Genomic DNA, 24,104 nt, shown 5'->3' on the forward strand with positions numbered 1-24,104 from the left:
CGGCTGGTCGGCGGGCCGTGAGACGGAGCGGGCCGATGGGGTCCGCCCCGTCCCCGAGGTCAGCGGCGCGCTTCGCCGAACACAGAAGGGTAGTCGGCGACGGCCTTCGACCAGTCGTCGTCGTAGCGGATGCGGATGACTTCCCAGCCGATCTCCTTCAGCCGCTCGGCGGCCTCCTCGTCGCGCAGCGTCGTCTCGGCGTGGTCGTGGTGCGGGCCGTCGACGAAGACCGCGACGGGGCCGAAGGAGGTGTCGTAGACGAAGTCCGGCTTGGACAGGGCCGCGCTCAGCTTCACCTGCTGGTGGTCGGGCAGGCGGTGGCCGTGGGTCCTGAGGTAGGCGACGAACCGCTCCTCCAGGGAGGAGTCGGCGCCCTCGATGAGCGCGGCGGCCTGCTCGTCGCGGGTGCGGCCCGCGTGGCTGGAGCCGACCTCGCCGCCCGCGAAGTCCATCAGCAGCTGCTTCACCAGGTGGCGGTCGATCATCCGGTGGTGGCGCTGGTTGCCGAAGGAGAGCAGGCAGTCGTAGCAGCCCTTCTCGCACGGGTCGCCATTGCGCTTCTCGGCTCCCCGGTCGCGCCCGACCTGGTCGAAGTGCGCGATCTCCAGGGCCCGGCGGGCGGCGCGGGCGAGCGCGTCGGGCTCGGCCTGGAGGCGGCGCAGGACGCCCGCGCCGCCCTCGGCGCTCTCGATGAACAGCAGCCGCTCGCGGGGACCGTCGTGCGGCGGCAGCTCCTCGGTGTCCAGCTCGGAGTCCTCCAGCTGGAACTCGGCCTCAATGCCCCGCTCCAGCGCGTACTGGAGGGTGATCGCGGTGTCCTTGTCGACGGGGGCCGCGAGCTTGAGGACGAGGATGTTGCGGGTGTCCTGGACGTACGGGATGACGGGGATCTTGCGCACGACCTTCTCCGCGTCGGCGAGGCCCTCGTCCTCCACCGGGGTCTCCCGGCCGGGCGCGCTCGTGCTCGGCCTGCCGGTGGAGCCGGCCAGCCACTGGCCGGTGACCGGGTCGAGCCAGAAGCCGATGTCGCCCTTGGCGACCGAGCGGCGGTAGCCCAGGTTGGTGAGCCGGACGGTGGCGCTGTCGCCGTAGACCAGTTCGGCGAGGAGGCGGCCGGCCGCGGCCTTCGCCTCGGCGCGCAGCGAACCGTCCCGGCCGTCCTCGTGCTGCTTGAAACGGTAGGAGATCTCCACCGCGTAGCCCGTGCGCTGGCGCTCCTCCTCGTCGGAGGAGATCCGGTCGCGGCGGTGGGTGAAGACGGTGTGCAGGTGCAGCAGCCCGGTGCGGGGGTCGCCGTACGAGCTGCCGCAGCCCAGGCAGGTGTCCTCGCGCCGCTCCTCGGGGGACAGATAGCCGCAGCCCTGGCACACCTTGGCGCTCTCGGTGGTCAGTTCGCCGCTGGTGTCCGGCGGCAGCTGCACGCGGTCCACCTTGAACCGGCTGCCCTCGTGGTAGATCAGCGCGCCCGGCCCGAACTCGCGGATCGCGATGAAGCGGGACCGCTGGAGGTAGTCGCCGTCGTAGCCGCGGCTGGTGCGGCCGGTGCCAGGGATGTACGCGGCGAGCGGCAGCCGAGGGAACGAGTAGCCGGGCAGGAAGCCCTCGGAGGCGAAGTAGCGGTACGGATAGAAGTCGGACAGCACCGTGCGCTCGCCGCCCTGCCTGTTCTCCAGGAGGGCGATCTGGTTCTCCGCCTGGGCGCGGCGGCGGACGGCCTGGGCCTGGGAGCGGCCGGTCGCCGTGCGGTTGCGGATGTTGTCGTGCTGGATCTCCCGCTCCTCCAGAGCCTTCTGGTAGAGGTTCCGCCAGCGCCCGCACTTCTCGTCGAAGCGCCCGGGGGCCTTGGCGACGGTGTCCTCCAGCCACTGCTCGTGCCACCAGGACGTCTCGCGCAGGGCGTCGACGCAGCCCGCGAGAACGGTGCGGGCCCGGACGAGGGCGCGCTGCTGGGCGGCCGGCCCGCCGATCTGCTCCCGCACCTCGGGCAGCAGCTCAAGCGAGGGGGTCTTGCCGTCGGTGTCGAGGATCTTGGTCATGGTGCGGCCGAGTTCCAGGCGGGTCTCGGCGAGCCAGATGGCGTGCACGTGCGAGGCGAGCAGGTCCTCGTTGGCCAGGTCGAGGCGGGGCGCGGCGACGGTGCCCGCGACCATCTGGTCGGAGCGGGTGAAGTAGTACTGGTCATGGCTGTTGCCGGTCGCGCAGTACGTGGTGACCAGCGCGGGCTGGCCCGAACGGCCCGCGCGGCCCGAGCGCTGGGCATAGTTCGCGGGGGTCGGCGGGACGTTGCGGAGGTTGACGGCGTTGAGGCTGGCGATGTCGACGCCGAGCTCCATCGTGGGCGAGCAGTACAGCAGGGGCAGCGGCAGCCCCTTGCTGAACAGCTTCTCCCGCTCCTCGCGGACGTCCGGGTGGACCTGCGCGGTGTGCTCTGCGGCGTGCAGTCCGGCAAAGGTGGACGCGACCTCCTTGTAGAGACCCTTGAAGAAGGCGTTGACGCGGGGGCCCCGGCCGGTGCGGTAGGTGCGGCGCAGCCGGTCCACCGCACCGTGCTCGTCGTCGCGGGCGTGCCAGCGGATCACCGGGTGGTGGATCTGGTAGCCGGGGTCCTCGCCCCGTCCCTGGGTGATCCGGCTCAGGACACCGCCGTCGGCGAGAACCTCCAGCAGGTCGCTGATCACCTTCTGGGCGTCGTCGAGGGAGAGGTCGTGGCTCCAGTCCGGGAAGGTCTCCGGCTTGCGGACGTGGCGGCCGAAAGCGCCGCGGCCGGTGAGGTTCTTCTCGCTGCGGCTGCGGCCGGGCCGCCCCGCGCGCGGAAGGGCGACGGTCGGTGTGGGGGGCGCCGCCTCGGTGTCGGCGATCCCCCAGGCGTCGTTGAGCTTCGCCGACTCCTTGCGCAGCTCGTTGAACTTCGCCTCGGTGAAGTACGGGGTGTCCACGGCCCGCTGGCGGCGCAGCTCGTCCATGAGGACCCGGGCGAGATCGAGCCGGGTGGCGGGAGAGGCGGTGCGCAGCGGTCCCGCCGCCCGCTGCCAGCGCTCCTCGTCCTCGGCGATCTGGTCAAGCCCCGCGTACTCCAGGCCGAGCAGACCGGTCTGCTCCAGGTTGGGCATGGTGACCCGCCAGCCGCGCTCCAGGTCCAGGAAGAGCCGGTACTCGGCCACCTGGGCCAGCGCATCCTGCGTCTCCTCGGCGAGCGCCTCCACTTCGGTGGGGTTGTTGGCGTACTCGTGCGGGGCCAGCCCCATGGCCTCGACGACCTCCTCGCCCAGCCGCTTCCAGCGCAGCCCCTTCTCCCCCGCCTTCAGCATCGCGCGGTACAGCGCACCCCGCAGCTGGGTGACCATCACGAAGTCGTTGAAGTGCCCGGACTGCAGGCTGGCGTCCTGCCGGTTGTCGACGAAGGTGAGCAACTTGCGTGCGTCCTTGCCGAGTTCCTTCTCTGGCAGACTCTTCAGGTGGCGCACGATGGAAGCGCTGACGACAGACGTGGCCGTGGACCGGCCCTCCTGGTCGAGCGTCATCAGCTTGGCGAAATCCCGCTCCCGCACTTCCTCGTAGCTGACCCCGCACTCCAGGCAGAACAGGAACGGGGCGGGCACGTAGGCGGCGTACAGGCCGTCCCCGTCCTTGTTCACCGCCGTGCCGTCGGGCCTCACCCACACGGGCTGCGGGGCGCGCTTCTTGCGGCTCGCGGTGAGGACGGGCGTGCCCTTCTTCGGGTCGAGGGTGAGCCAGCTGTCGGGGAAGCGGCGCTGGTCGATCGCGTCCGTGACACGCTCGGGCCACGGGTTGGCGGCCGAGAGGTAGAGGTAGCCCTGCTCGTCGTCCGCGTCCTCACGGGTACGGAAGGCGACCGTGCCGTCGTCGCTCTGCTCGCGGGCCACGGTGAGGTACTCCTGGCCGCACTCGCGGCAGAAGGACAGCGGCAGCAGGAGCTTCTCCGGCTCTCCGGGCACCCGCTGCTGGTAGGTGCGGGTGATGTGGCGGCTGTCCGCCGGCTCCAAGGAGACGTACGCCGAGCCGCCCTTGGAGAGGAACTGGTGGAGGCGGAACGCGAACAGCGCGCGGTCGTCGGCGTCGCGGACCTGCGTGCCGGCCCGGAGCGTGGACCGGATGGCCTTGGCGCAGGCGGTGTACGGCTCGTCCTCGGGGGCGGCGCGCGGGATGTCGAAGGCGTCCTCGCGCAGGGCGCGCGCGGCGAGTTCCACGGTGGTGGGCTTGGCGCGCACCAGCAGACGGGTGCCGTCCTCGTCGGTGGTCTCGGTGAGGCCGAAGGTGGTCTCGACCCAGCGGGCCAGCGGGTCGGCCTTGAGTGCGTCGTACTCCAGCGGGGGGTTGTTCTCCCTTACGCGGGCGGCGAGTTCGGCACGCGTGGGGGTCGTGTCGCCGGTCGCGCGGACCAGGGTCTCGCCCACCACCCGGTCCGGGGAGATCTCCGTGTCGAACAGCGTGGAGGCGACCTCGGCGACCTCACGGCGGCGAGCGGCGGGGGTGCCCTTAGTGGACATGGTGGCGGAGGTGCCGACGCACTGCAGGGCGGGCGACTCGCACGCCTCGCGCACACGCCGGACCAGCAGGGCGACGTCGGCGCCCTGACGGCCGCGGTAGGTGTGCAGTTCGTCCAGGACGAGGAAGCGCAGGCCCTTGGCCCGGCCGATGAGCCGCTTGCGCTCCTCGGGGCGGGTGAGCATCAGCTCCAGCATCACGTAGTTGGTGAGCAGGATGTCCGGAGGGGTGTCGAGGACCGCGTCCTTCTCGGACTGCTTCTCCTGGCCGGTGTAACGGGCGTACGTGACGGGCTCGTCGCCTTCGCCGTATCCGGCGGTGAGGAACTTCCTCAGCTCGCCCCGCTGGCTGTTGGCCAGCGCGTTCATCGGGTAGACGATGATCGCCTTGATGCTCGGGGGGTCTCCGGGCCGCTTCTCGCTCAGGATCCGGCTGACGATGGGCACGATGTAGCCGAGGCTCTTTCCGGAGCCGGTGCCGGTCGTCAGGACGTACGAGCCCTTCGAGTCGGCGGCCTCGATGGCGTCACGCTGGTGCCGGTGGAAGCGGATGGGACGGATCGTCGCACCCCGCTTGTCCTTGCCGGTGCGGAAGATCCGCTTGCACTCGGGGTGGAGGAGGCCGAGGTCGTCGGCGAGGTGGTCGACGGTGCCGCCGCTCGCGAAGCTCGGGTTGAGCGAGAGCCAGGGGTCGGGCCACTGGTCGCCGTCGGCAAGGGACTTGGACACCTTCTCGCCGATCCGCGGGTCGTCGATCACCACCGATCCGGACGTGTATTCCTTGTAGTCCCGGATGAGCCGACGGTGCACCTCGAAGACGTCCACGTGATCCTCACTAGCTCCCGACGTAATCCACGCATCACCGTAGTGGGTGAGGCGCACGGGACGAACCGCCCCGCCTTCACCCCATTAGAGCAAGAGCATGTGAACTCAGTCAACGAATAAAGCGTCGCTCGGGCGGCATTCGAAGCACCGCCGTGTCACACTCTCCCTGACACCAGCCCGGGCAGGGCGCGGCAGGGCACGGAGGGGACGGGCCGCAGCGCGAATGGACACCGGAACACTGATCGCCGGTCGCTACCGGATCAAGCACCTCATCGGCCGGGGCGGCATGGGAGTCGTCTGGCTCGCCCACGACGAGAACCTGGGCCGCGACGTGGCGTTGAAGACCATGAACGTCGATCCGGGACTCACCGAGGAGCAGCGCGCCCGCGACGCCGAAAGGTTCCGCCGGGAGGCGCAGGCCGTCGCGCGACTCGACCACGCGGGCCTCGCCACCGTCTACGACCTCGGCGAGGAGAACGGCACCCGCTTTCTCGTCATGCAGTACGTGATCGGCCCCGCGCTCGACGACCGGATCGCCGAGGAGGGCCCGCTCTCCATCGAGGAGACCGCGTCGATCGGCGTCCAGATCGCCTCCGTCCTGGGCTCGGTGCACGCCCGCGAGGTTGTGCACCGCGACCTCAAGGGCAGCAACGTCGTGATCCGCACGGACGGCGTGGTTAAGGTCCTGGACTTCGGCGTCGCCGCCTTCCTCGACCCGGACACCACAGGCCTCACCACGACCGGCGAGCGCCCCGGCAGCCTGGAGTGCATGGCGCCGGAACAGGTGCGGGGCAAGCCGGTCGACCCCCGCACCGATCTGTACGCGCTGGGCTGTCTGCTGTACGCGATGCTGACGGGCGAGCCGGTCTTCACGCACGAGTCCGAACTGATGCTGCCCGGCATGATCCTTGAGCAGCCGCCCGTACCGCCCGGAAGGCTCCGCGCGGGCATCCCCTCCGAACTGGAGGACCTGGTGCTCCAGTTACTGGCCAAGGACCCCGACGAGCGCCCCGCCCACGCCGGCGAGGTGTGGCGGCGCCTCGCCGTGTGGCTGCCCGAGCGCCGCACCCCCGAACAGGCACTCGTCCCGTGGGCCGAGGTCGACCCGCTACGGCCCTTCACCCACCCGATGGGACCCGAGGCCCGGCCGGTGCGGGCATGGGCGGCACCGGGGCGGACGGGGGCGACGTCCGGGCGGCACAGCCGGCCGTCGCACTGACCCTCGCGCCTCGCCGACCGGAACGCGACATATACCCCCACACTCGCCATTACGCATCTGTGAACAAAGTCAATGGTCATGTACGCTGACGGGTGCAGTTCGGAGGAAGGGTGGCTTGATCACACACCCATGACCGAGGGAAAAGTCCTCCCTCCACCAGAAATGCCCTGGGAGTGTAGATGTCCACGTCGCGCGCCGTACCGGTGACCTTGGCCGAAATCGCCCGCCTTGCGGGTGTGGGACGAGCCGCGGTGAGCAACTGGCGGCGGCGGCATCCGTCCTTCCCGGAGCGGATCGCCGGCACCGACACCAACCCTCAGTTCTCCTTGACCGACATCGAGGGCTGGCTGCGCGACAACAAGAAGTTGAAGAAGTCCGCCGAGAGGGAATGGCTCTGGCCCGGTTTCGAGGCGCTCGGCGGGCGTGACGAGACCGGGGCCGCGATCGCCGAGGTAGGACGGCTCCTCTCCGGGCGGGTGAGCGACGAAGGCGAAGAGATCCGTGCCGACACACGGGAGCTGATCGAACGGGCCGTGGATCTCGGACAGCGTGAAGGGGGCACGGAAACGTTCGCGTTTCTGCTGCGCCGCTGGCTCGACGTCCATGTGCGCCAGATCGCCACGACCCCGGAACCGCTGGCATCCCTCATGGCACAACTCGCCCTCAGGGCGGCCAACGGCGTGGCGGGCGACAGCCCGGGCAGCTCCGGCGGCACCACGATCATGGACCCTGCTTGCGGCCCCGGGCACCTCCTCCTGGCGGCGGCCGATGCCGTGAGGGCGTCCGGCGCCGGGGCGCTCACGCTGCTCGGCAGTGACCGGGACGCCGTCCTCGCCTCGCTGGCGGACTCCCGCTTGGCCCTCGCCGAGAACGAGGGACATGGGGAGAAGGAGTGGGCGCAGGTCTCCGTACGGGCTGCGGACTCCCTACGCGACCACCCGTTCTCCGATGCCCCCGCCGACATCGTCCTGTGCAACCCGCCCTTCAACGAACGGGACTGGGGATACGAGGAGTTGGCCACAGATGCCCGCTGGAGCCACGGCCTTCCCCCGCGCACCGAGCCCGAACTCGCCTGGGTCCAGCACTGCCTGGCCCAGCTGCGGCCCGGCGGCGCCGCGGTACTGCTGCTGCCGCCCGCCGTCGCGGCCAGGAAGGCCGGCCGCCGCATCCGCGGCTCGCTGCTACGCACCGGACAACTGCGGGCCGTCGTCGCGTTGCCGCCGGGCTGCGCCGCACCGCACAGCGTCTCCCTGCACCTGTGGGTGCTGCGGATGCCTGCCCAGGGGGAAGGCGCACCGGTGGGCGATCGGCTGCTGGTCGCCGACGCGGCCTCGCGCTTCCCCCGGGACCCGGACGAGAAGTGGACCCCCGACTGGGCGGCGATCAGCGCTTTCGTGCGCGAGGCCGTCGAAGAGGCGGACTCCCCACAGGCCCTTGCCTACGTACGACAGGTGCCTGTCATCGAACTCCTCAACGACGAGGTCGACCTCACCCCTGGACGCCACATTGCCCCGTCCCCGGCGGAAACGGCACCCCGACTGGCCGAATCCTGGCGGGAGTTCACCGAGCTCACCGCGAACGTAAGCAAGTCGGCCGGGCTGCTCGCGGCGCTCGACCTCGCCACGGCCGAGGCGGACACACCGACGGCAACCACAGTCGCCGAGCTCGCCCGGGCCGGAGCGCTCACCCTGCGCGGCGGCCAGCAGCCGCCGGAGGAATCGATCCACGCCGGCCCGCCGTCCGACGACGGCATCCCCCTCCTCACCGTCCCCGATCTTCTGGTGGACGGCGAACCCCGCAGCTGGCTCGCTCCCGGCACCGCGGCGGCCAGCGAGGCCGTGATCGCCGAACCCGGGGACATCGTGGTGGTAGGCGTCGCCCGTGCCTTCTCCGCCTGGGTCCACGAGGGGCCGCCGACCGCCCTCGGCCCGCAACTGCATGCCGTGCGAGTACAGCCCGAACAGCTCGACGCCTGGTTCCTCGCCGGTTCACTGCGAGCTCCCGCCAATGCCCGGCAGGCCGGCACCCACACCACGAACTCCTCCCGCATCGACGTCCGCCGTCTCCAGATCCGCCAGGTTCCCCTCGTCGAACAGCGGCGCTACGGAGAGGCGTTCCGCGAACTCACCGCTTTCGAGCGACTGTTGCGCCGCACCGCCGACCTCGGCACGAGCCTCGTCCGCGACCTCGGCGACGAGCTGGCGGCCGGACGCCTGGCCAACCAGGCGTGAGCGCTCCGCTTGAAGTACCGGGATGTGCCGTCGTTCGTCTGCGGCACCGTTGTGGCTGGTCGCGCAGTTCCCCACGCCCCTTTGGGGCGCGGGGAACCGTAGCCCACTTCACCCGACCCGCTCAGAGCGACGGCCCCTTAGCCCATCGCCTCCCGCCCACACCAGCCAGAGTCACGCCTCCCTGCGCCTGGGCTCGGCCAGGCGGGCCGTGAGCTGGGCGTCGACCGCGTGGCGTACGGCCTCGACACGAGCCGCGAGTTCCGGTGGCAGTCCGGCGGCGGTGCGGCCCGCCGTGTCAACCGCCGCGATGGCCGCATCCAGTTCCCCGAACGTGAGCCGGCACTCGGCCGTGCGCAGCCGGATCAGCGCGCGATCGGCCCGCTCGTCCGGGCCGTCCCCGTGAATGAGATCGTTGTCGACGGTCTGGTAGAGGCGGGCCGCAGCGCCGAAGTTGCCGGAGAGGCGGAATCCGTCCGCAGCCCCCTGCCACACGCGACGCACCAGAGGGCGCCGCTCACCCCACTCCTTGCGGACCCGTTCGGTCAGACCGTGCAGCCGGTCGGTCGCGTCCCCCGGCTCACCGGCCGCGATCTCCGACTCGGCCTGAGCGCAGAGCTGTTCCACCACGCGGGCGTCCAGCCACTCGTCGGCCGGTGCGGACGCGACAGGCAGCGTGAGAGCGACCGGGCGCGGACCAACAGCCCGGTCCCGCGGCCGACGCAGGGGGGCGGTGGGGTCGGGGTGGGTGCGGGGCCGGGGCTCGGGATCGCCGACCCCCGGGGCGAACGGGTCGAGGACCTCCAGTACCTCGTCAACGGCCGGACGCTGCTCGGGCTTCTTGGCGAGCATCCGCAGCACCAGATCGTCGATCGGCTCCGGGATGCCCGCGGCGTACGTGCTCGGCGGCAGCGGCTCCTCGTTGAGGTGCTTGTCGGTCAGGCCGGACTCCGCGCCGAGCGGGAACGGGGGCCGCCCGGTGAGGAGTTCGTAGAAGATGCAGCCGAAGCAGTAGACATCCGTGCGCGTGGTGGGCTCGCGCTCCAGGAGCTGCTCCGGCGCCAGATAGCCGCGGGTACCGAGCGTCGAACCGTGTGCCGTGTAACGGGTGGCGTCGGCATGCAGCGGCTTGGCGATGCCGAAGTCGATGAGGACGACCCACCCCTCTTCATCGATCATGATGTTCGCGGGCTTGAGGTCCCGGTGTACGACCGGGAGCGTGTGTGCGCAGGCCAACGCCCCTGCCAACTGGATGGCAACGGCGACCGCCGTGGCCAGGGGCAGGGGGCTGTGCTCGTCGAGGAAGGTCCGCAGACTCACTCCGGTCACCAGGCGCATGGCGATGTAGGGGACGCCCCGATGCGATCCGCTTCCGTACAGTTCGGTGATTCCCGGATGGTCGAGCGTGCCCAGGAGGTTGGCCTCGCGCCGGAACCGGGCGTTCCTGACGGCGAGTTCGGCATCCCGCTCGTACGGGTCGAGGCAGTACAGGGCCTCGGAGTCGTGGCGCAGGAACTTCACCGCCACCTCCCGCCCCCCGGACACCTCTCGGGCCCGCCAGACCTGGGCCATCCCGCCCTTGCCCAGAGAGTCCTTCAACTCGTAGCGCCCGTCGACCAGATCACCCACGCCGGGCTTGTACGTATCCGCGTCCACCACTGTGCCCCTTCGCACCGCTGCGCATCAGACCCACCAGCGTAGCGTGAAAGATTCTGGACATGAGCCGTCCATGGACTCAGTTCACAGATTTATGCCATGCTCTAGTGGTGCCCGGACGTCCTCGGACTCCCGTTGCTCTGGGCACCCTCCTGCCCATACCGCCTGCCACGGGGGTCACCATGCAGAACCCACCCGGCGTCGCCGGCCACGACTGGTTGATCAGGGCGAGCCCCCGGATGGCCCGGCCCGACGACGCGGCCTGTCCCACCCACCGACGCACCGCGATGCGGCCACTGCTCGTCGCCGACCCGGCCGTGCCGTTCCGGCGGCCACCCCGCGAGGAGTTCGGATTCGGCCCGCTCTTCACCGCCCTCGACCTGGTGGAACACGACGGGTGGTCCGTGGAGCGGGTGCGCGAGGAACTCCGGGGCACCCGCGGTCCCTTCCGGGGATGGGGCGCCCCGGTCCACCCCGCCCACCTGGCCTGGACCGCCCACGCCCTGGAGCGCTACGTGGCCGCCCGTACCCGCGAACAGGCAGCCGCCGTCGAGGCCGGGCTGCCTGAGACCAAGCCGGTGAAGCAGCCATGGACGTGGCGCACTCCCCGCACGGACGCTCCCGACGCCCGTGGCGCCCGGCAGTACGAGCACACCCTCTGGGGCCGCATGTACGCCTCCTCCGACGGAAGGGTGCGCGACCTGTGGCTGCCTTCCATGGGCCGGGCCAAGACCGGCCGCCCCGACGCGGAACTCGGGGCCGTGGCGCAGGTGATGGCCTTCGGCGCGCCCACGCCTCGGCGCAAGCAACGCGCCCAGCCTCCGCCCACCGCGACCGAGAGCACCAGCTTGCCCCGATTGGTCCGCGTCTTCGACGTCGGGTGCGCCGACGGGTCCGTGGAAGAGCTGCTCTCCGAAGATCCCGCCGAGGCGAGGCAGCGGTTCAGGGACGACGCTGTGCCCGCCTTCGTCACGGCTGCCACCGAACCCGGCGTGCAGCCCGGGGAGAGCTGTGTCGACTGCAAGGCCGTCGCCGGCTGCACGGATCTGAAACGCACCCCGCGGCTGTGGGGCGGGCGCCCTCCGGCTCTCGCACGCGAACGCCGCTCCGTCTCCGTCTGGGACCTGCGGCTGCACGCCGAGTGCCCCGCCCAGTATCACCTGGTGCGGCGACTGCACCTCAACGACCTCTCGACCGAGGACCGGGGGGCACGGCGCGGCAGAGCCGTCGACGCCTGGCTCGACGCAGAGCACGCCGAACGCCCGGTACGCGGCTGCCGGGACCGCGAGATTCCCGAGCCGACGGCGGTACGGGCCAGGGCCGGACTCGACGACACCTCCGCACGCGAGGCTGCCGGGATGCTCGCGGAACACCGGCTCCTGTGCCCTCTCAACGGACTTGACGCCGACGAGCAGGTGCTCGTACAGCATCGGGTCACGGCCTACGTGCCCGAACTCGACATCGTCGTCCTCGCCGTACCCGATCTGGTGTACACCCACCGCGGCCGGTGGATCTGGCGCGAGACCAAGACGTCGGCCCGCCCGCTGTGGGAACGCGATTCCCTGCTCCACACCTATCCCCAACTCGCCCTCGGTGTCCTGCTGTTCCACGCGGGCGCGCTCGGAGACGACCCGCGCCGCTCCTGGGTCGAACTGGAGCACCTACGTGAAGTCCACGGGGAGAGTCGGCTCGAACCCATCGACCCAGGCCGCGCCGAGAACGTCGACGAAGCCCGGGCCGTCATCGCCGAACTCGCCCAGCCACTCCTGGACGACACCACCTACGAACCGAGGACCGGACGCCACTGCCACGGCTGTCAGGCCCGGACCTGGTGCCGGCCCGGCACCGCCTACGTCACCGACCATCCGCGCCCGCCGAGCCCCGACACGCAGACCTCGCCGCGAGGAGACGCCACGCCCCATGCCTGACCAACAGCTCGTACCGGACTGGCTGTCCAACCCCGATGTCGTCCTCCTGCGGGACGTGGCCACCGCCGTACTGCACCTGGCGGCCGTCGACCGCCTTGACTCCTTCACTCTGCCCTACCCGGCCGCCGCGCAGCGGGCCCTGGATGCCCTGGTACTCCAGTGCCTGCGCAACGGCGCCAGGCCCCCGGCCGGGGTGCCCGAGATGATGCGCTGGGCCCGCACCCGCCCCTTGGGCAGCTGGCCCCTCGACCGGCTGCCCGCGGACCTGTTCGACACCGCGGACCGGCTGATCGACGAGGATTCCGGAGAGCCCGCCCAGCTCTGCCACGAGCTCGCCGTACAGGGGTATGGCGACAGCACCGGACGGCAGTACGACCGCCTGGTGATCCACGAGGCCCTGCGCGCCTGCCGGGCCGTGTCGTCACCCGAGTCGTACACGGCCTTCCGTCGTCTCCTGGTGAATCGGCCCGTCCTCACCGAGGCGGACTGGGCAGAGGTGAGCACCGACCTCTTCCTCGACCCCGTGCGCTTCCTCGTCGAGGAGATCTATGCCCCCGTCCCGCTCGGGTTCCGCCGGGACGGAGCGTACCTGTGCTGTCACCGCTGCCTGACCCTGCTCCATCCGGTGTCCGACACCGAGTGGTGGTGCGAGCGCGACCAGTGCCGGCACCAAGGCCCCCCACCGCACGGCCGGGAACTCGTCACGTCCGAGGTGGGCGAGCTGCGTCAACTGCGGAAACCACTGCGGCAGTTCGTCACCGGGCCCGGACGCGCCGAGGTCTTTCTGGAGGGCGAACTACGCGCCCTGGGCCTCACCGTCGAGATGTGGCCCGGCTTCGACGCGTACGACCTTCGCATCACCTTCCCCGACGGTCACGTGTGGGCCGTCGACGTCAAGGACTGGGCACACCCCGCCTTCCTCGGACGCGCCGCCACCGCCGTCCGCCCCGAGCCCCCGTACGACGAAGCCTGTTGGGTGGTGCCCGCATTCCGGGTGCGCGCCCGCCGTGACTACCTGGCCATGTACGCCAAGGAGCGGGGCGCGGGGGCGGGCGGTCTTCGGCTGCTGACGGACGACCAGCTGAAACGGACCGCGCGGCTGCGACTGTCCGGCGAACGCGGGCCGGACGCGTCCATCGCGCCCCTGCACACAGTGCCTCCGGCCAGGGAGCACAGCGGGGCACGCACAGCGTCGTCCCGGTCCGGAAACCAGACGACGGCGACCGACGGCGCCGGGAAGAAGGGAACAGACCATGCGTGACCGCAGCAGCTGGTACCAGCCGGTCGTCGCCGCACTGAGGCCTTGGCCCGAAGAACACGCCGGGACCCGGCCCGCTCTGCTCTGCCAGGTCGAGCTCGCTCTGCGGCTGATGGAGACCGTGGCGCCCGGTCACGCTGCCGACGGGGCGTGGACGCTCCTCGGCGGCTACGGCCTCGCATTCGCGCGGGCCTCGAAGCTCCCCACCGGCACCACCGAACAGGTCGCGCTGGCCGCGGCCCGGCATCTGCTCTGGCCGATGCGCCGCGGCCGGATGTGGCAGCAGAGCCTGGACGCCTACCTGGAACTGCCCGAACGGCTGCGCGCGTACCGCGTCCCGGCGGCCGGGGAGCCCGCCCATCGGGTCCCCCTCAAAGTGGCGGCCGACCGCTTCACCACCTACGACGACGCGCTCGCGAACCTCCCCGGCTTCGCCACGAAGGTGCTTCCCCCGGCGGAGGCGGGCGAACACCGCTTCATGGACCGCCGCCACCGGCGCACTTCCGTCACGGTCCCCGCCGACCTCGTGCGGGACCCCTTCCCCGGTCACCCCCTCACCGCCGAACGCCCCGCCACCGCAGGCCCCCTCGACGTACCACTCGACGAACTCGCCGACGTCGCACGGTGGATGGACGCGGAGGAGCAGCGGCGCGGGCTCAAGGCGGGGAACTGGGAGCAGCGTCTCGCCCAGCTCGACCTCGACACCCGTACCCCGGACGGGACAGTCTTCGAAGCGGCGTCCGCGCTGCCGCTCGACCGGCTCACCCACCTCGTCGGCATGGTCGGCGCCGGCAAGTCGACCTTGATGACCCTGCTCGGCGTCTGGGCGTACCACAAAGGCCTGCGCATCACTCTCGTCGTCGGCGACGTGGCCGAACAGCTGACGCTGACCGAGCTGTTCCGCACGCTCGGCCTTAGCGCCGCCCTGGTGCAGGGGGGCACGACGCGGCCTCAGCACACCCAGCGGCTGCACCGCAGACTCGCCGCACGGGGAGAACACTCCCTACTGGCTCACACCGGACCCGTCTTCGCCCACCTCAGCACCGCCTGCCCGCTGGACGCCCTGCGCGCACTCGACACGTCCGAGCCCCTGCGCTACACCGACGCGCCCTGCGGTGGCCTTCACCCCGCTCGGCGCCAGGAGACCACCGAGGAGCCCGCGGCCGAGCGCGCCGTACGCGAACTCGAACGAGCCCGAGGCGCCGTCGACAGGGAGGGCGCCACGGACGACACCGACACCGACGAGGAGGACCTGGGCACCCCGCACGCCTGCCCGCTGTGGAGCGCCTGCCCCCGGCACTCCGCCGCGCGTGACCTCGTGGACGCGCTGATCTGGGTGGCCAACCCGGCCAGTCTCGTCCAGACGGCGGTTCCGCGTCAGCTAAACGCCGAGCGCCTGCGCTATCTGGAGCTGGCCTGCCTGCGCAGCGACATCGTCGTCGTCGACGAGGCCGACCGCGTACAGATGCAGCTCGACCAGATGTTCGCCCCGTCGGCCACGCTCGTCACCAAGGGTGTCTCCGACTCCTGGCTCGACCAGCTGCAGACCCACGAGATCGCCGAACTCGCCCGGCAGGGACGGCTGCAACTCTCCGACCAGGACGTGGAACGGTGGTCCGCCGCCCTGGACGTCGTCGGATCCGCCGCGAACCGGCTGTACGCCATGCTCATCGACGACGGAGCGATGCGGGACTGGGCGCAGATCGACTACTTCAGTGCCTGGACCCTTCAGGAGAAGCTGCTGCACGCCTGGTACCCGCTGACGCGAGGCCAGGCCGCCGGGCGGCCGGACAACATGAACGAAGAGGATGTCGAGGACGAGAGCACACTCTACGAGGACGAGGAAGGGCTCGGGGCCGATGGCGACTCCCCCGTCCCCGACGTTCCCTGGGTGCAGCGACGCACCGCGATCACCGGGTTCTTCGACACGTTCCGCGACGATCCGCTCGGCGGACGCGGCCCCTACGGAACTCCCGCCGACGAGCTCACGGCCCTCGCCCACGACGTCCTGCACACCCTCGACGAGAAGCGGACACGACGCCGAGTCCGCGCGCTCCTCGACTCCTTCCTCGTCGGAGCGCCGGGCCCGGAACAGCGCCCCATGCCCGCTGCCAAGCGAGGCAAGGAGCCTGCCCCCGAGGACGTACCACTCACCGAGGAGTGGCGTGAACTCAACGCACGGCGGCTGGAGTTCACCCTCGTCCTCGCCGCCCTGCACCAACGCCTGGACCGGGTGACGTTCCTGTGGCCTCAGGTGGAGGCAGCGCTACGGCTGGACTCCGCGGCCCACGAGCTGACCCGCCGCCCGCCCCTCGACTACGCGCCACTACTGCCCGAAGCGCCCATGGGCAACGTCCTGGGCTTCCAGTACCTGGTGGACGAACGGGCCGCCGCCCGCAACAAGGACGGACACCGTACCGGCACCCTGCGCTTCTTCCGTTGCGCGGGCGTGGGCCGGGAACTGCTCCTGGGTCTTCCCCAGCTCGGCGCCGACCCAGGCCTCGGCAAAGCCGGCCCACACGTGCTGTTGATGTCCGGCACCAGTTGGGCCGGCACCTCTACCCGGGCCCACGTCCTCGCACCTGTCCGCGCCGTACTGAAACCGCAGCCTAAGGCTCTCGACGCCATCCGGAAGACGGTGTTCCGCACCGAGTTCCTGTACGACGCCGCAGGACAGCCGATCCGGCTCTCCGGCCAGGACCCCGACCAGCGCGAGGACGTCCTGCGCCTGATGATCGACCGGCTCGCCCGGTCCCGGAGCGACGGCAACTCCTCCCCTCTCCAGAGCGAACTCGCCCGAATCCCCGACCAGCGCCGCAAACGTGCCCTGCTCCTGGTGGGCAGCTACGCGGAAGCCAAAGTGGCCGCCACCGCCCTGAACGAGATCCCGCGCTGGCGTGGCCGCGTACGCGTCCTGGCCGCCGACGACGCCGAACTGGAGGCCGCCGTCGACGGGACTGCGTCGGCACGAAGCCAGGCGCCGGCCACGGAATCGGGCGCAGGAGCGGTCCGGCGTGGGGACCTCGCGGCCTTCGCCGACGACCCGGACGCCGAACTGCTCGTGGCGCCCCTCCTCGCCGTGGAGCGAGGCCACAACATCCTCACCGCCCCCCAACGGCCCGGCGAGGAGAAGGTGGCGGCGTTCGGGACGGTGTTCTTCCTTGTCCGCCCGCACCCCCGCCCCGACGACCTCTCCCTGGCGGTCTTCGCCATCAACGACTGGGCGACGCGGTTCGTACGCGGTCAACTGAAGCTGCCGGACGAAGGGACGTTCTGCGACATGGTCACCCAGGCGGGGGACCTCAACGCGGCAGGCAGCGCTTTCAGGACCACCGCACGCGGCGTGTGGCGGCACGTACTGTCACGGCCCTACATCTACTCCTCGCTCTCCGATGACGAGAAGAAGTCCTTCGTCTGGGACCAGCTCGTCACCATCTGGCAAGTCATCGGGCGCCTCGTCCGCGGTGGCGTACCCGCCCGCGTCGTGTTCGTCGACGCGGCCTTCGCACCGCGACTCGCCGCGGCACAGGCGCCCTTCACAGGCCAGAACCGGCGTCCACGCCGCGCAGGCGACCCCGGGCTGCTGGTCAGGCTACGGGACGTTCTGGCGCCGTACTTCGCGCACACCGACACGGACACCGGCACCGTCGAGTACGGCGCGCGCACCGATCCCGCCGACGCCGCACTCGTCAAGCTGCTCTACCGCCCGCTGTACGAAGCACTGTGCGCCATGGGGATGTCACCCGGCCCGCGACCGGTCGACTGAAATACGTCAACCACCGCCCTGAGCAGCACTGTTGGCGAGCAATCGCACCGCCTACGTATGGACATCCCAGGGAGAACCGACATGTACAAGAACATCCGCCGATCCGCGTACCACCTGGCCGAGGAGGGCACCCCCTGGACCGAGGACTTCCACGCACTTCCCTTCCCCGAACACTGGCATGCCGGACTCCTCGAACTGCACAACCACGGGCGGGACGAGGAGAAGCGGCAGCCGACGCTGCCCACCCGCCGACTCGACGGCGTGCTCCAGACCCTCGCCCCCGACGTGATCGTCCGCCCCCGGCCGCGGATCCCCGTGGAACCGGGGCCGCAGGCCACCGAGGACTTCTGGATGTACGTACCGGCCTCGGCGCCCGACCCCCTCCCGGGCCGTTCCATGCAGCAGCTCCTCGACGCCTGGCTGCGTACCCTCGGTCCCAAGGACTCCGCACAGGATCCCCGGTTCCGCTCGTTGTTGCTCGCGAGCAGCACCGAGCTGAAGCAGAACCTGCCCGAGTGGCAGCCGGTCAGCGGCGTCGAACTCCTCACCACCCCGACCACCCGGGGCGGCACCGCCGCCCCGGAACCGCGCCAGTTCCAACTCGCCACCGACGCCCTGGCACGCCGCATCCTGACCCTCGATCCCTTCCCGTTCGAGGGCGGGGAGCTACGGTTCCGGGCGCTGCCCCGCGGACCTCGCGACCAGGGCGCAGAACTCATGTCGCAGCCCCTGTGCCGGACCGTCAAACGCAAGGAGTGGTGGTTCTCCGTCCTCCTGAACATCTCCCTGCACACCACGCCGTTCGACCCCAGACCGCGTCTCCACCTGCACTGGGGTGTACGCCGCTGGGCGACCCACCCTCGGACCACCACCAAACGCCTCAACCTGCCCTACAGGGAGGCCACTACGGTCTACCTGCGACCCACCATCCCCTGGCTGCCCGGCGCACCGGCCACCGAACGCTACGCACTCGCCCGCCTGCGCCGCGACCGGGCCGCCGACACCTTCGTCTGGTCGGAGAACGACACCGCCGGCATCCTGCGCGGACTCAGCCTCGCCGGCAACTTCCCCGACCCCGAACAGCTCCTCACCGAACCGGTCTCCTGGATCGGGGAGGGCCGCGGTGTCCGCGCGGCCGTGGTCCACAGCACCAGGATGGGCAAGCACGAGATCGGCACAGGCTTCATGCCCAACCAGCGGGCCCAGCTCACCGAATGGGCCGAGCAGGCCCTCCCTGAAACACTGGCCCGGGTACCCGACCTCACGCGCGGACGCGGCAAGGGCATCGGCGCGCCGCAGAACCGGCGGCCCAAGCCCAGGACAGACGAGGCCAAGAAGGCCGAGCTGCTGCGCGAGACCCAGGCACGGCGCGTGGCACTCGCGGCACAGGTCCAGATCGCCTCCGACGGCCCGGAACAGGCCGGCCCGCCCGTGGTGGAGGTGCGGCTGCTGTGGCAGTCACCCGAGGTACGCGGCGAGGCAGTGGAACAGTTCGCCAAGGCCCTGGGCCTCGACGGCGACGGCGACGCCAGTGCCGCCCACGTCACGGACCGGGACTTCGACGAGGCCATGCCCGGAACACCGGTCGTCCTGGAGTGGCGGACGGCGGAGGTCACACTCCGGCTGCGCTGCCTGCCCCTCGCCGACGGGCTGGGCGACCGGCTCGTGCCCGACCCCGTGGCCAAGGGCAAAGGCGCGGCGCTCGCGGCAGCCGTCGCCGAACGACGCCGCGCCCTGCGCGCCTGGCTCCGCGCGGACGGCGCGGACCCCTCCCGCCCTGAACTCGCCCTCGTGGAAGTCGCACACCGCAGCACGTTCCGCCCGGCGTCGACGGACCCCAAGTTCGCCATCCGCCTCGGGTGCGCCGACGCAGGCCTGCTGACTCAGTTCGTCGTCACCCCGTCCACCGACCGGCAGATCGACAATGCGGAAAGCCTCGACCACCGCACTTACAGCTCGTGGCTCGACGGACTGCGCCAGCTCGGCGTCCGCGTCCTGCCCCAGCACACCCTCGGTGGCGATCTTCCGGACTCGCTGCAATACGCGGCGGTGTGGATGGTGAAACGTCGCAAGGACGGCCCGACCCGGTTGCCCAAACACCTGCCTGTGGCCGTCCTCGTCACACCGCTCCCGGCGCGGGAAGGCATCGCAGCCGTACGCGGCTGGGATGATACGACGGGGAAATGGGTGCCATACCCGCAGTTCCTCCTCGGCCTGGTGAAGCAGGCGGAGATCGACCCCGAAGCGTTCGCGGAACCCGAGACTCCGGACGATGACGCACGTTCCGATGCCCCTAGGGTCACCGGCAAGCAGTGGCGCAACAACCTCGCCCAACAGCGCAGGGACACCGCGGCATTCCTCCAACGCGTGCTGCACTCCCTCCGGGGGCAACCCACAGCACTGATCACCCACGCCCAGAACAGCCGACTGCACTGGCCATGGCTCCAGGACGGCCAGACCGAACGCGACCTGATCAAGACCGGCCACGCCCCGGCAGGCCGACTGGACGACGAACTCCGCCTTGTACGCGTGCGCGGGTGCGGCGGTCGCGAGAGCGCACAGTGGTGGGGCCTGGCCGACCCGGGCAAGCCCCACGGACAGCCGGCCGGCTTCTGGGCACAGAATCCCCAGCAGCGATACGGCGACGGGGATTCGTCGCGCGAGCGGGTCTTCTACAGCACCACCGAACGCCCCGGAACCCATGCGATCTCCCCCGCACTCGACCGCCTCGCCACCCGGGTCAACGCGGCAGGCAACCTCACCTCGCAGGCGGGGACCAGCGCCTGGAACCCGGCCCTGGTGGAGATCGCGGTGCTGGGCTGCCACGCAGAGGACGACTCAGCGGCCCTCGTACTGGAAAAGCCCGACGACCCCGAGGCGCTGGCCCTCGCCGTGCACCAACTACGTCAGGCCCCGGACTACGCCGCCGCCCTGTCTCTCCCCCTCCCCCTCCACCTGGCGGGGCTGGCCCAGGCGTATGTCCTCCCGACACTCGCCGACATCGATCGGACGTCGAACGAGGAGTCGGACACACCTGCTGGAAACCAGAGCATGGAGGACCCAGATCTCGCCGACGCGGCCGGACTCTCCACGACGCCGCACGACGAGGCCGAGACTGCCAATGACTGACGACGGGATCGACACATGCGCAGTGCCCTGACGGCGGAGGACACCTGTTTCCGTAGACTCTGTGTTCTGAGAGACCGACGACAGCCCCTCTATGCACCCTTCTCTACTCGTGTGCGCGATCCAGCGGAGGAAGGCGGAACACTGGGGTGACCGTCACCAGTTCGGGTCTGGCCGCGACGTCGGTCACGTCACCGTCAGTCCCCTCGCCGCCGGCGCGGTCAGGCCGTTCTCCTCGCCCATCCCGTTCCAGGGTTCGAACCTGCAACCGCTCACTCAACAGCACGTGTCACGAGTCAAGTCACGCCTAGTGACGGTTCCCACATCTCCCAACCGTTGCAGAGTTACGGGGGAACCATTGGGAATAGGCAGGTAGCAGATAGCAGGGAACCCCCCTCTCAACAAAAACATCCCTGGCCTGGGTAAAATCCCAGGCCAGGGCCATGGGGCAGACGAGTCGGGCTGTACGCCGGGTTCTGTGCCCCGGTCCCTCGCGGGAGCCGGGGTGACGGCCATCCATCTAGGGCCGGTGTTGCCACCGGCCTCGTGCGGTCTACCCGGGGGCTCGGGCGGGCAGCCCTCGAACGTCCCCGCAGAGCGCCTTTCACAGCGCTCCTCTTGACCTTGCTCCGGGTGGGGTTTACCTAGCTGCCCAGGTCACCCTGGGCACTGGTGGTCTCTTACACCACCGTTTCACCCTTACCCAGCACCGAGGTGCTGGGCGGTTTGCTTTCTGTGGCACTGTCCCGCGAGTCGCCTCGGGTGGCCGTTAGCCACCACCCTGCCCTGTGGAGCCCGGACGTTCCTCGGGAAGCCCCCGTCAAGGGGACTCCACGCGGCCGTCCGCCCGGCTCGTCTGCCGTGTGGACCATGTTACCGGGCGTGCCGACCCCTTCGGTGCCGAGGCCATCGTCGCCAGGACCGACCCCGTCAGGATCAGCGCGAAGGACACGGCGATCGTCGCGGTGAAGCTCTCGCCCAGGAAGAGGGCGCCCGCCGCCACCGCCACCGCCGGGTTGACGTACGTGATCACCGTGGAGCGGGTCGGGCCTATCTCCTTGATCAGTTCCAGGAAGGCCACGAAGGCCACCGCCGTGCAGAGGACGCCCAGGGCGAGGAGGGAGAGCAGCGCGTTCGTGGAGGGCATCGCAGTCGGCCAGGTGGCCGCGGCCGCCGGGGCGTAGACCAGGGCCGCCAGGGTCAGGCACGGCGCTATCAGCTGCAGCGTCGGGACGTCCTTGAGGCGGCGGGCCGCTATCAGGGGTGCCGTCGCGTAGCCGATGACGGTGAGCAGGACCTCGCCGAGGGAGCGGGCGTCGCCGCCCGTCAGGTGGGGGACGGTGAGGACTCCTACGCCCGCCAGACCGATCAGGAGGCCCGCGATCCGGCGGGCGCCCAGGTGCTCCCGCTCACCGCCGAAGTACCTCGCCGCCACCACGCCAACGATCGGTACGCCGGCGATCAGCAGGCCCGCCGTCGAGCTGGACAGGTGGCGTTCGGCGTCGGTCAGGGTGAACCACGGGCCCATGATCTCTATGCACGCGAAGGCCAGCATCGGGCGCCAGTGGGTGCGCAGGGTGAGAAGGAGACCTCCCTGGCGGATCGCCAGGGGGAGGAGCAGGGCCGCGCCCACCGCGCACCGCGCGAACACCACCGTCGACGGGGACACCTCGTCCACCGCCACCTTGATCATCAGATAGGGGATGCCCCAGATCACTCCCATGAGGGAGAACAGGAACCAGCCGCGTGCAGTCATACGGCGAGTCTCGCTGTCAGTACCTATCCGCGTCTTGAACGCTGTTGCGGTACGCCGCCGGGGTCACCCCCAGCACCCGGCGGAACCAGCGGGTCAGGTGGGCCTGGTCGGCGAAGCCCACCAGCGTCGCCACCTCCGCCGGGCGCAGGCCCGCCTCCAGCAGGCCGCGGGCACGGTTCACCCGGTACTGGGCCAGCCAGGCGTACGGCGGCACGCCCATCGTCGTACGGAACGCCCGGAGCAGCTGGTAGCGGGAGAGGCCCAGGTCCGCGGCCAGGTCGGCGAGCGACGGCGGGCAGGTCAGCTCGTCGGCCAGGCGGTCCCGGACCAGCAGGGAGATGCCGTACGCCCCGGGGACCCGGTCGGTCGCCGGCCGTGCCGTGGAGTGGCGGCGGGACAGGGCCGTCAGCAGCCAGGGGAGACGGGATTCGGCTTCCAGGGGGTCGGGGCAGGCGGCCAGTTCGGTGTGGGTCCGGCGGAAGGCCGCGGCCAGTTCGGGGTCGTCGAGGACGGGGTCCCGGAAGTGCGGTACGGCGTCCAGGGTGCCGTCCGCCAGCAGGGCCGGGTCCGCGTAGAGGGCGCGGTAGGCGTAGCCGTCGGTCGGTGTGGCCGGGCCGCCCGTGTGCATCTCGCCGGGGGCCAGGACGACGATCGAACCGGGGCCGGTGCTGATGTGGCCGCCCCGGTAGTCGATGACCTCGGAGCCGCCGACGCACACCCCGATGGTGAACTCGGCGTGCGCGTGCGGGGCGTAGGTGTGCCGTTCGAAGTTCGCCGTCAGCAGGTCGAGCGCCGGGCCGCAACGGCCCAGCCTCGCCCTCGTCCACCGTGCCTGTTCCGCCACGTTCGCACCCCCTCGCGCTAAGGGTGCAACGCCCGCACGCCCCGTTTCCATGCCGCGTCCAGGTCGGCGTCCTGCGGGAAGCGGCCGTGGATCTCCAGGACCACCATGCCGTGGGCGAACGCCCAGGTGGCGCGGGCCAGGTCCCGGTCGCCGCCGCAGGCCCGCAGGAGCGGGAGGGCGGCCCGGTCCTCCAGGCCGGCGGGCAGCGCGGCGCGCGGGAGGGGGCGTTCGGTGGCGAGGCAGTAGAGGTGGGGGTGGGCCAGGGCGTAGGCGCGGTACGCCTCGGCCATGGCCTCCAGGGAGCCGGGGTGCCGGGACGCTGCCGTCTCCAGTGCCGCCGCCGACTCCTCCAGCATCTGCGCGGTGAGTTCGACCTCCACGGCGTGCTTGTCGGGGAAGTGCTTGTAGAGCGAGGGGGCCTTGATGCCGAGGCGGTCGGCGAGGGTGCGCATGGTGAGGACGGTGGGTCCGGACTCCTCCAGCAGTTCCCGGGCCGCCGCCACGATCTCCCGCGCCCTCGGCGTCAGCCGGTCGGTCGCGCCGGAGACACCGGTCGCATCGGTCGCGTCAGTCACGCTGGAAGCCCTCCTTCGTCCGCAGCCCGTACCCGAAGGCGCGATCGTACGAGATGTGGGCCAGCCAGCCGCAGAGCGCGGCGAACGCCGGGGGCCAGGAGAAGAGGGGCTGCACCGCGTACGCCGTCAGCAGTCCCAGCGGGACCAGCGCCCGGTGCATCGCGTTGTAGTACGGCACCGCGCGCGGCGCCAGCTGCCCCTTGGCCATCCGGGGCGCCTCGTCGAGGGCGACCAGGAAGGTGAGGTCCGGGAGGAGAAGGAAGAGCAGGGCGAGGGCGCCGGCGAGCCAGCCGTGGTTCACGCCCTCCAGGATCGCGAACGCCGTCCAGAACAGGGCGGCGGCCAGCCAGGCGGTGCGGCGGGCCACCGTGGTGGCGGTGCGGAGGGCGGGGGTGACGTTCGTGGTGCTGGTCATGGC

At 71.0% G+C, this 24,104-nt stretch carries 11 protein-coding genes, 1 other RNA gene and 1 pseudogene; 6 read left to right on the forward strand and 7 right to left on the reverse strand.

The annotated features are described in order from the left end of the window. Positions 1-59 precede the first annotated feature (59 nt). Positions 60-5,330 carry a DEAD/DEAH box helicase gene (locus tag ACZ4UV_RS03010; protein WP_467835581.1) on the reverse strand — a complete coding sequence of 1,757 codons (5,271 nt, stop codon included), beginning with the start codon at positions 5,328-5,330 and terminating at the stop codon, positions 60-62. Positions 5,331-5,553: 223 nt separating this feature from the next. Here ACZ4UV_RS03010 and ACZ4UV_RS03015 point away from each other — a divergent pair, with 223 nt between their 5' ends. Beyond that, positions 5,554-6,549 carry a serine/threonine-protein kinase gene (locus ACZ4UV_RS03015; RefSeq protein WP_451016016.1) on the forward strand — a complete coding sequence of 332 codons (996 nt, stop codon included), beginning with the start codon at positions 5,554-5,556 and terminating at the stop codon, positions 6,547-6,549. 179 nt (positions 6,550-6,728) lie between these two features. Then, complete coding sequence (locus ACZ4UV_RS03020) at positions 6,729-8,780, forward strand: HsdM family class I SAM-dependent methyltransferase (protein ID WP_451016015.1); 2,052 nt, start codon at positions 6,729-6,731, stop codon at positions 8,778-8,780. Positions 8,781-8,951: 171 nt separating this feature from the next. On the opposite strand, the gene ACZ4UV_RS03025 is transcribed toward ACZ4UV_RS03020, so the two are convergent. Then, complete coding sequence (locus tag ACZ4UV_RS03025) at positions 8,952-10,433, reverse strand: serine/threonine-protein kinase (RefSeq protein ID WP_451016014.1); 1,482 nt, start codon at positions 10,431-10,433, stop codon at positions 8,952-8,954. Positions 10,434-10,615: 182 nt separating this feature from the next. On the opposite strand from ACZ4UV_RS03025, the gene ACZ4UV_RS03030 reads away from it, so the two are divergent. The 4 genes from ACZ4UV_RS03030 to ACZ4UV_RS03045 all read left to right on the forward strand — a co-directional run bounded on the left by ACZ4UV_RS03030 (position 10,616) and on the right by ACZ4UV_RS03045 (position 20,514). Beyond that, positions 10,616-12,361 (forward strand): PD-(D/E)XK nuclease family protein, encoded by a 1,746-nt coding sequence (locus ACZ4UV_RS03030; protein ID WP_451016013.1) that lies wholly within the window; start codon positions 10,616-10,618, stop codon positions 12,359-12,361. Continuing rightward, positions 12,354-13,622: a pPIWI_RE_Y domain-containing protein gene (locus ACZ4UV_RS03035; RefSeq protein ID WP_451016012.1), complete on the forward strand. Its 1,269-nt coding sequence runs from the start codon at positions 12,354-12,356 to the stop codon at positions 13,620-13,622. Before ACZ4UV_RS03030 ends, ACZ4UV_RS03035 begins: the two co-directional genes overlap by 8 nt. After that, on the forward strand, positions 13,615-17,385 hold the full coding sequence (locus ACZ4UV_RS03040) for a pPIWI_RE_Z domain-containing protein (protein ID WP_451016011.1): 3,771 nt from the start codon (positions 13,615-13,617) through the stop codon (positions 17,383-17,385). Before ACZ4UV_RS03035 ends, ACZ4UV_RS03040 begins: the two co-directional genes overlap by 8 nt. 81 nt (positions 17,386-17,466) lie before the next feature. After that, positions 17,467-20,514, forward strand: a complete 3,048-nt coding sequence (locus ACZ4UV_RS03045; RefSeq protein ID WP_451016010.1) for a pPIWI_RE module domain-containing protein — start codon at positions 17,467-17,469, stop codon at positions 20,512-20,514. Between the two features lie 446 nt (positions 20,515-20,960). On the opposite strand, the gene rnpB is transcribed toward ACZ4UV_RS03045, so the two are convergent. The 5 genes and pseudogenes from rnpB to ACZ4UV_RS03070 form a co-directional block, all read right to left on the reverse strand. Then, an RNA gene (gene rnpB / locus ACZ4UV_RS03050) (RNase P RNA component class A) lies at positions 20,961-21,366 on the reverse strand. Between the two features lie 115 nt (positions 21,367-21,481). Next, positions 21,482-22,267 (reverse strand): annotated as a pseudogene (locus tag ACZ4UV_RS03055) (DMT family transporter); the annotation flags it as partial. Positions 22,268-22,283: 16 nt separating this feature from the next. Further along, a complete protein-coding gene (locus ACZ4UV_RS03060) occupies positions 22,284-23,162 on the reverse strand; it encodes an AraC family transcriptional regulator (protein WP_467835588.1) in 879 nt (292 codons plus the stop codon). Next, positions 23,129-23,638 (reverse strand): TetR/AcrR family transcriptional regulator, encoded by a 510-nt coding sequence (locus ACZ4UV_RS03065; RefSeq protein ID WP_451016031.1) that lies wholly within the window; start codon positions 23,636-23,638, stop codon positions 23,129-23,131. The genes ACZ4UV_RS03060 and ACZ4UV_RS03065 overlap by 34 nt, the downstream gene beginning before the upstream one ends. A 40-nt stretch (positions 23,639-23,678) precedes the next feature. Then, entirely contained in the window at positions 23,679-24,101 is a 423-nt protein-coding gene (locus ACZ4UV_RS03070; protein WP_451016008.1) for a DUF4260 family protein, read from the reverse strand. Positions 24,102-24,104: the final 3 nt, after the last annotated feature.

This window comes from Streptomyces sp. NPDC028289 (assembly GCF_055565975.1).

Bases quoted from the DNA above. Each gene is read 5' to 3' on its own strand.
- ACZ4UV_RS03060 (WP_467835588.1), bottom strand. From the start codon at position 23,162: ATGGAAACGGGGCGTGCGGGCGTTGCACCCTTAGCGCGAGGGGGTGCG.
- ACZ4UV_RS03040 (WP_451016011.1), top strand. From the start codon at position 13,615: ATGCGTGACCGCAGCAGCTGGTACCAGCCGGTCGTCGCCGCACTGAGG.
- ACZ4UV_RS03070 (WP_451016008.1), bottom strand. From the start codon at position 24,101: ATGACCAGCACCACGAACGTCACCCCCGCCCTCCGCACCGCCACCACG.
- ACZ4UV_RS03035 (WP_451016012.1), top strand. From the start codon at position 12,354: ATGCCTGACCAACAGCTCGTACCGGACTGGCTGTCCAACCCCGATGTC.
- ACZ4UV_RS03015 (WP_451016016.1), top strand. From the start codon at position 5,554: ATGGACACCGGAACACTGATCGCCGGTCGCTACCGGATCAAGCACCTC.
- ACZ4UV_RS03045 (WP_451016010.1), top strand. From the start codon at position 17,467: ATGTACAAGAACATCCGCCGATCCGCGTACCACCTGGCCGAGGAGGGC.
- ACZ4UV_RS03030 (WP_451016013.1), top strand. From the start codon at position 10,616: ATGCAGAACCCACCCGGCGTCGCCGGCCACGACTGGTTGATCAGGGCG.
- ACZ4UV_RS03020 (WP_451016015.1), top strand. From the start codon at position 6,729: ATGTCCACGTCGCGCGCCGTACCGGTGACCTTGGCCGAAATCGCCCGC.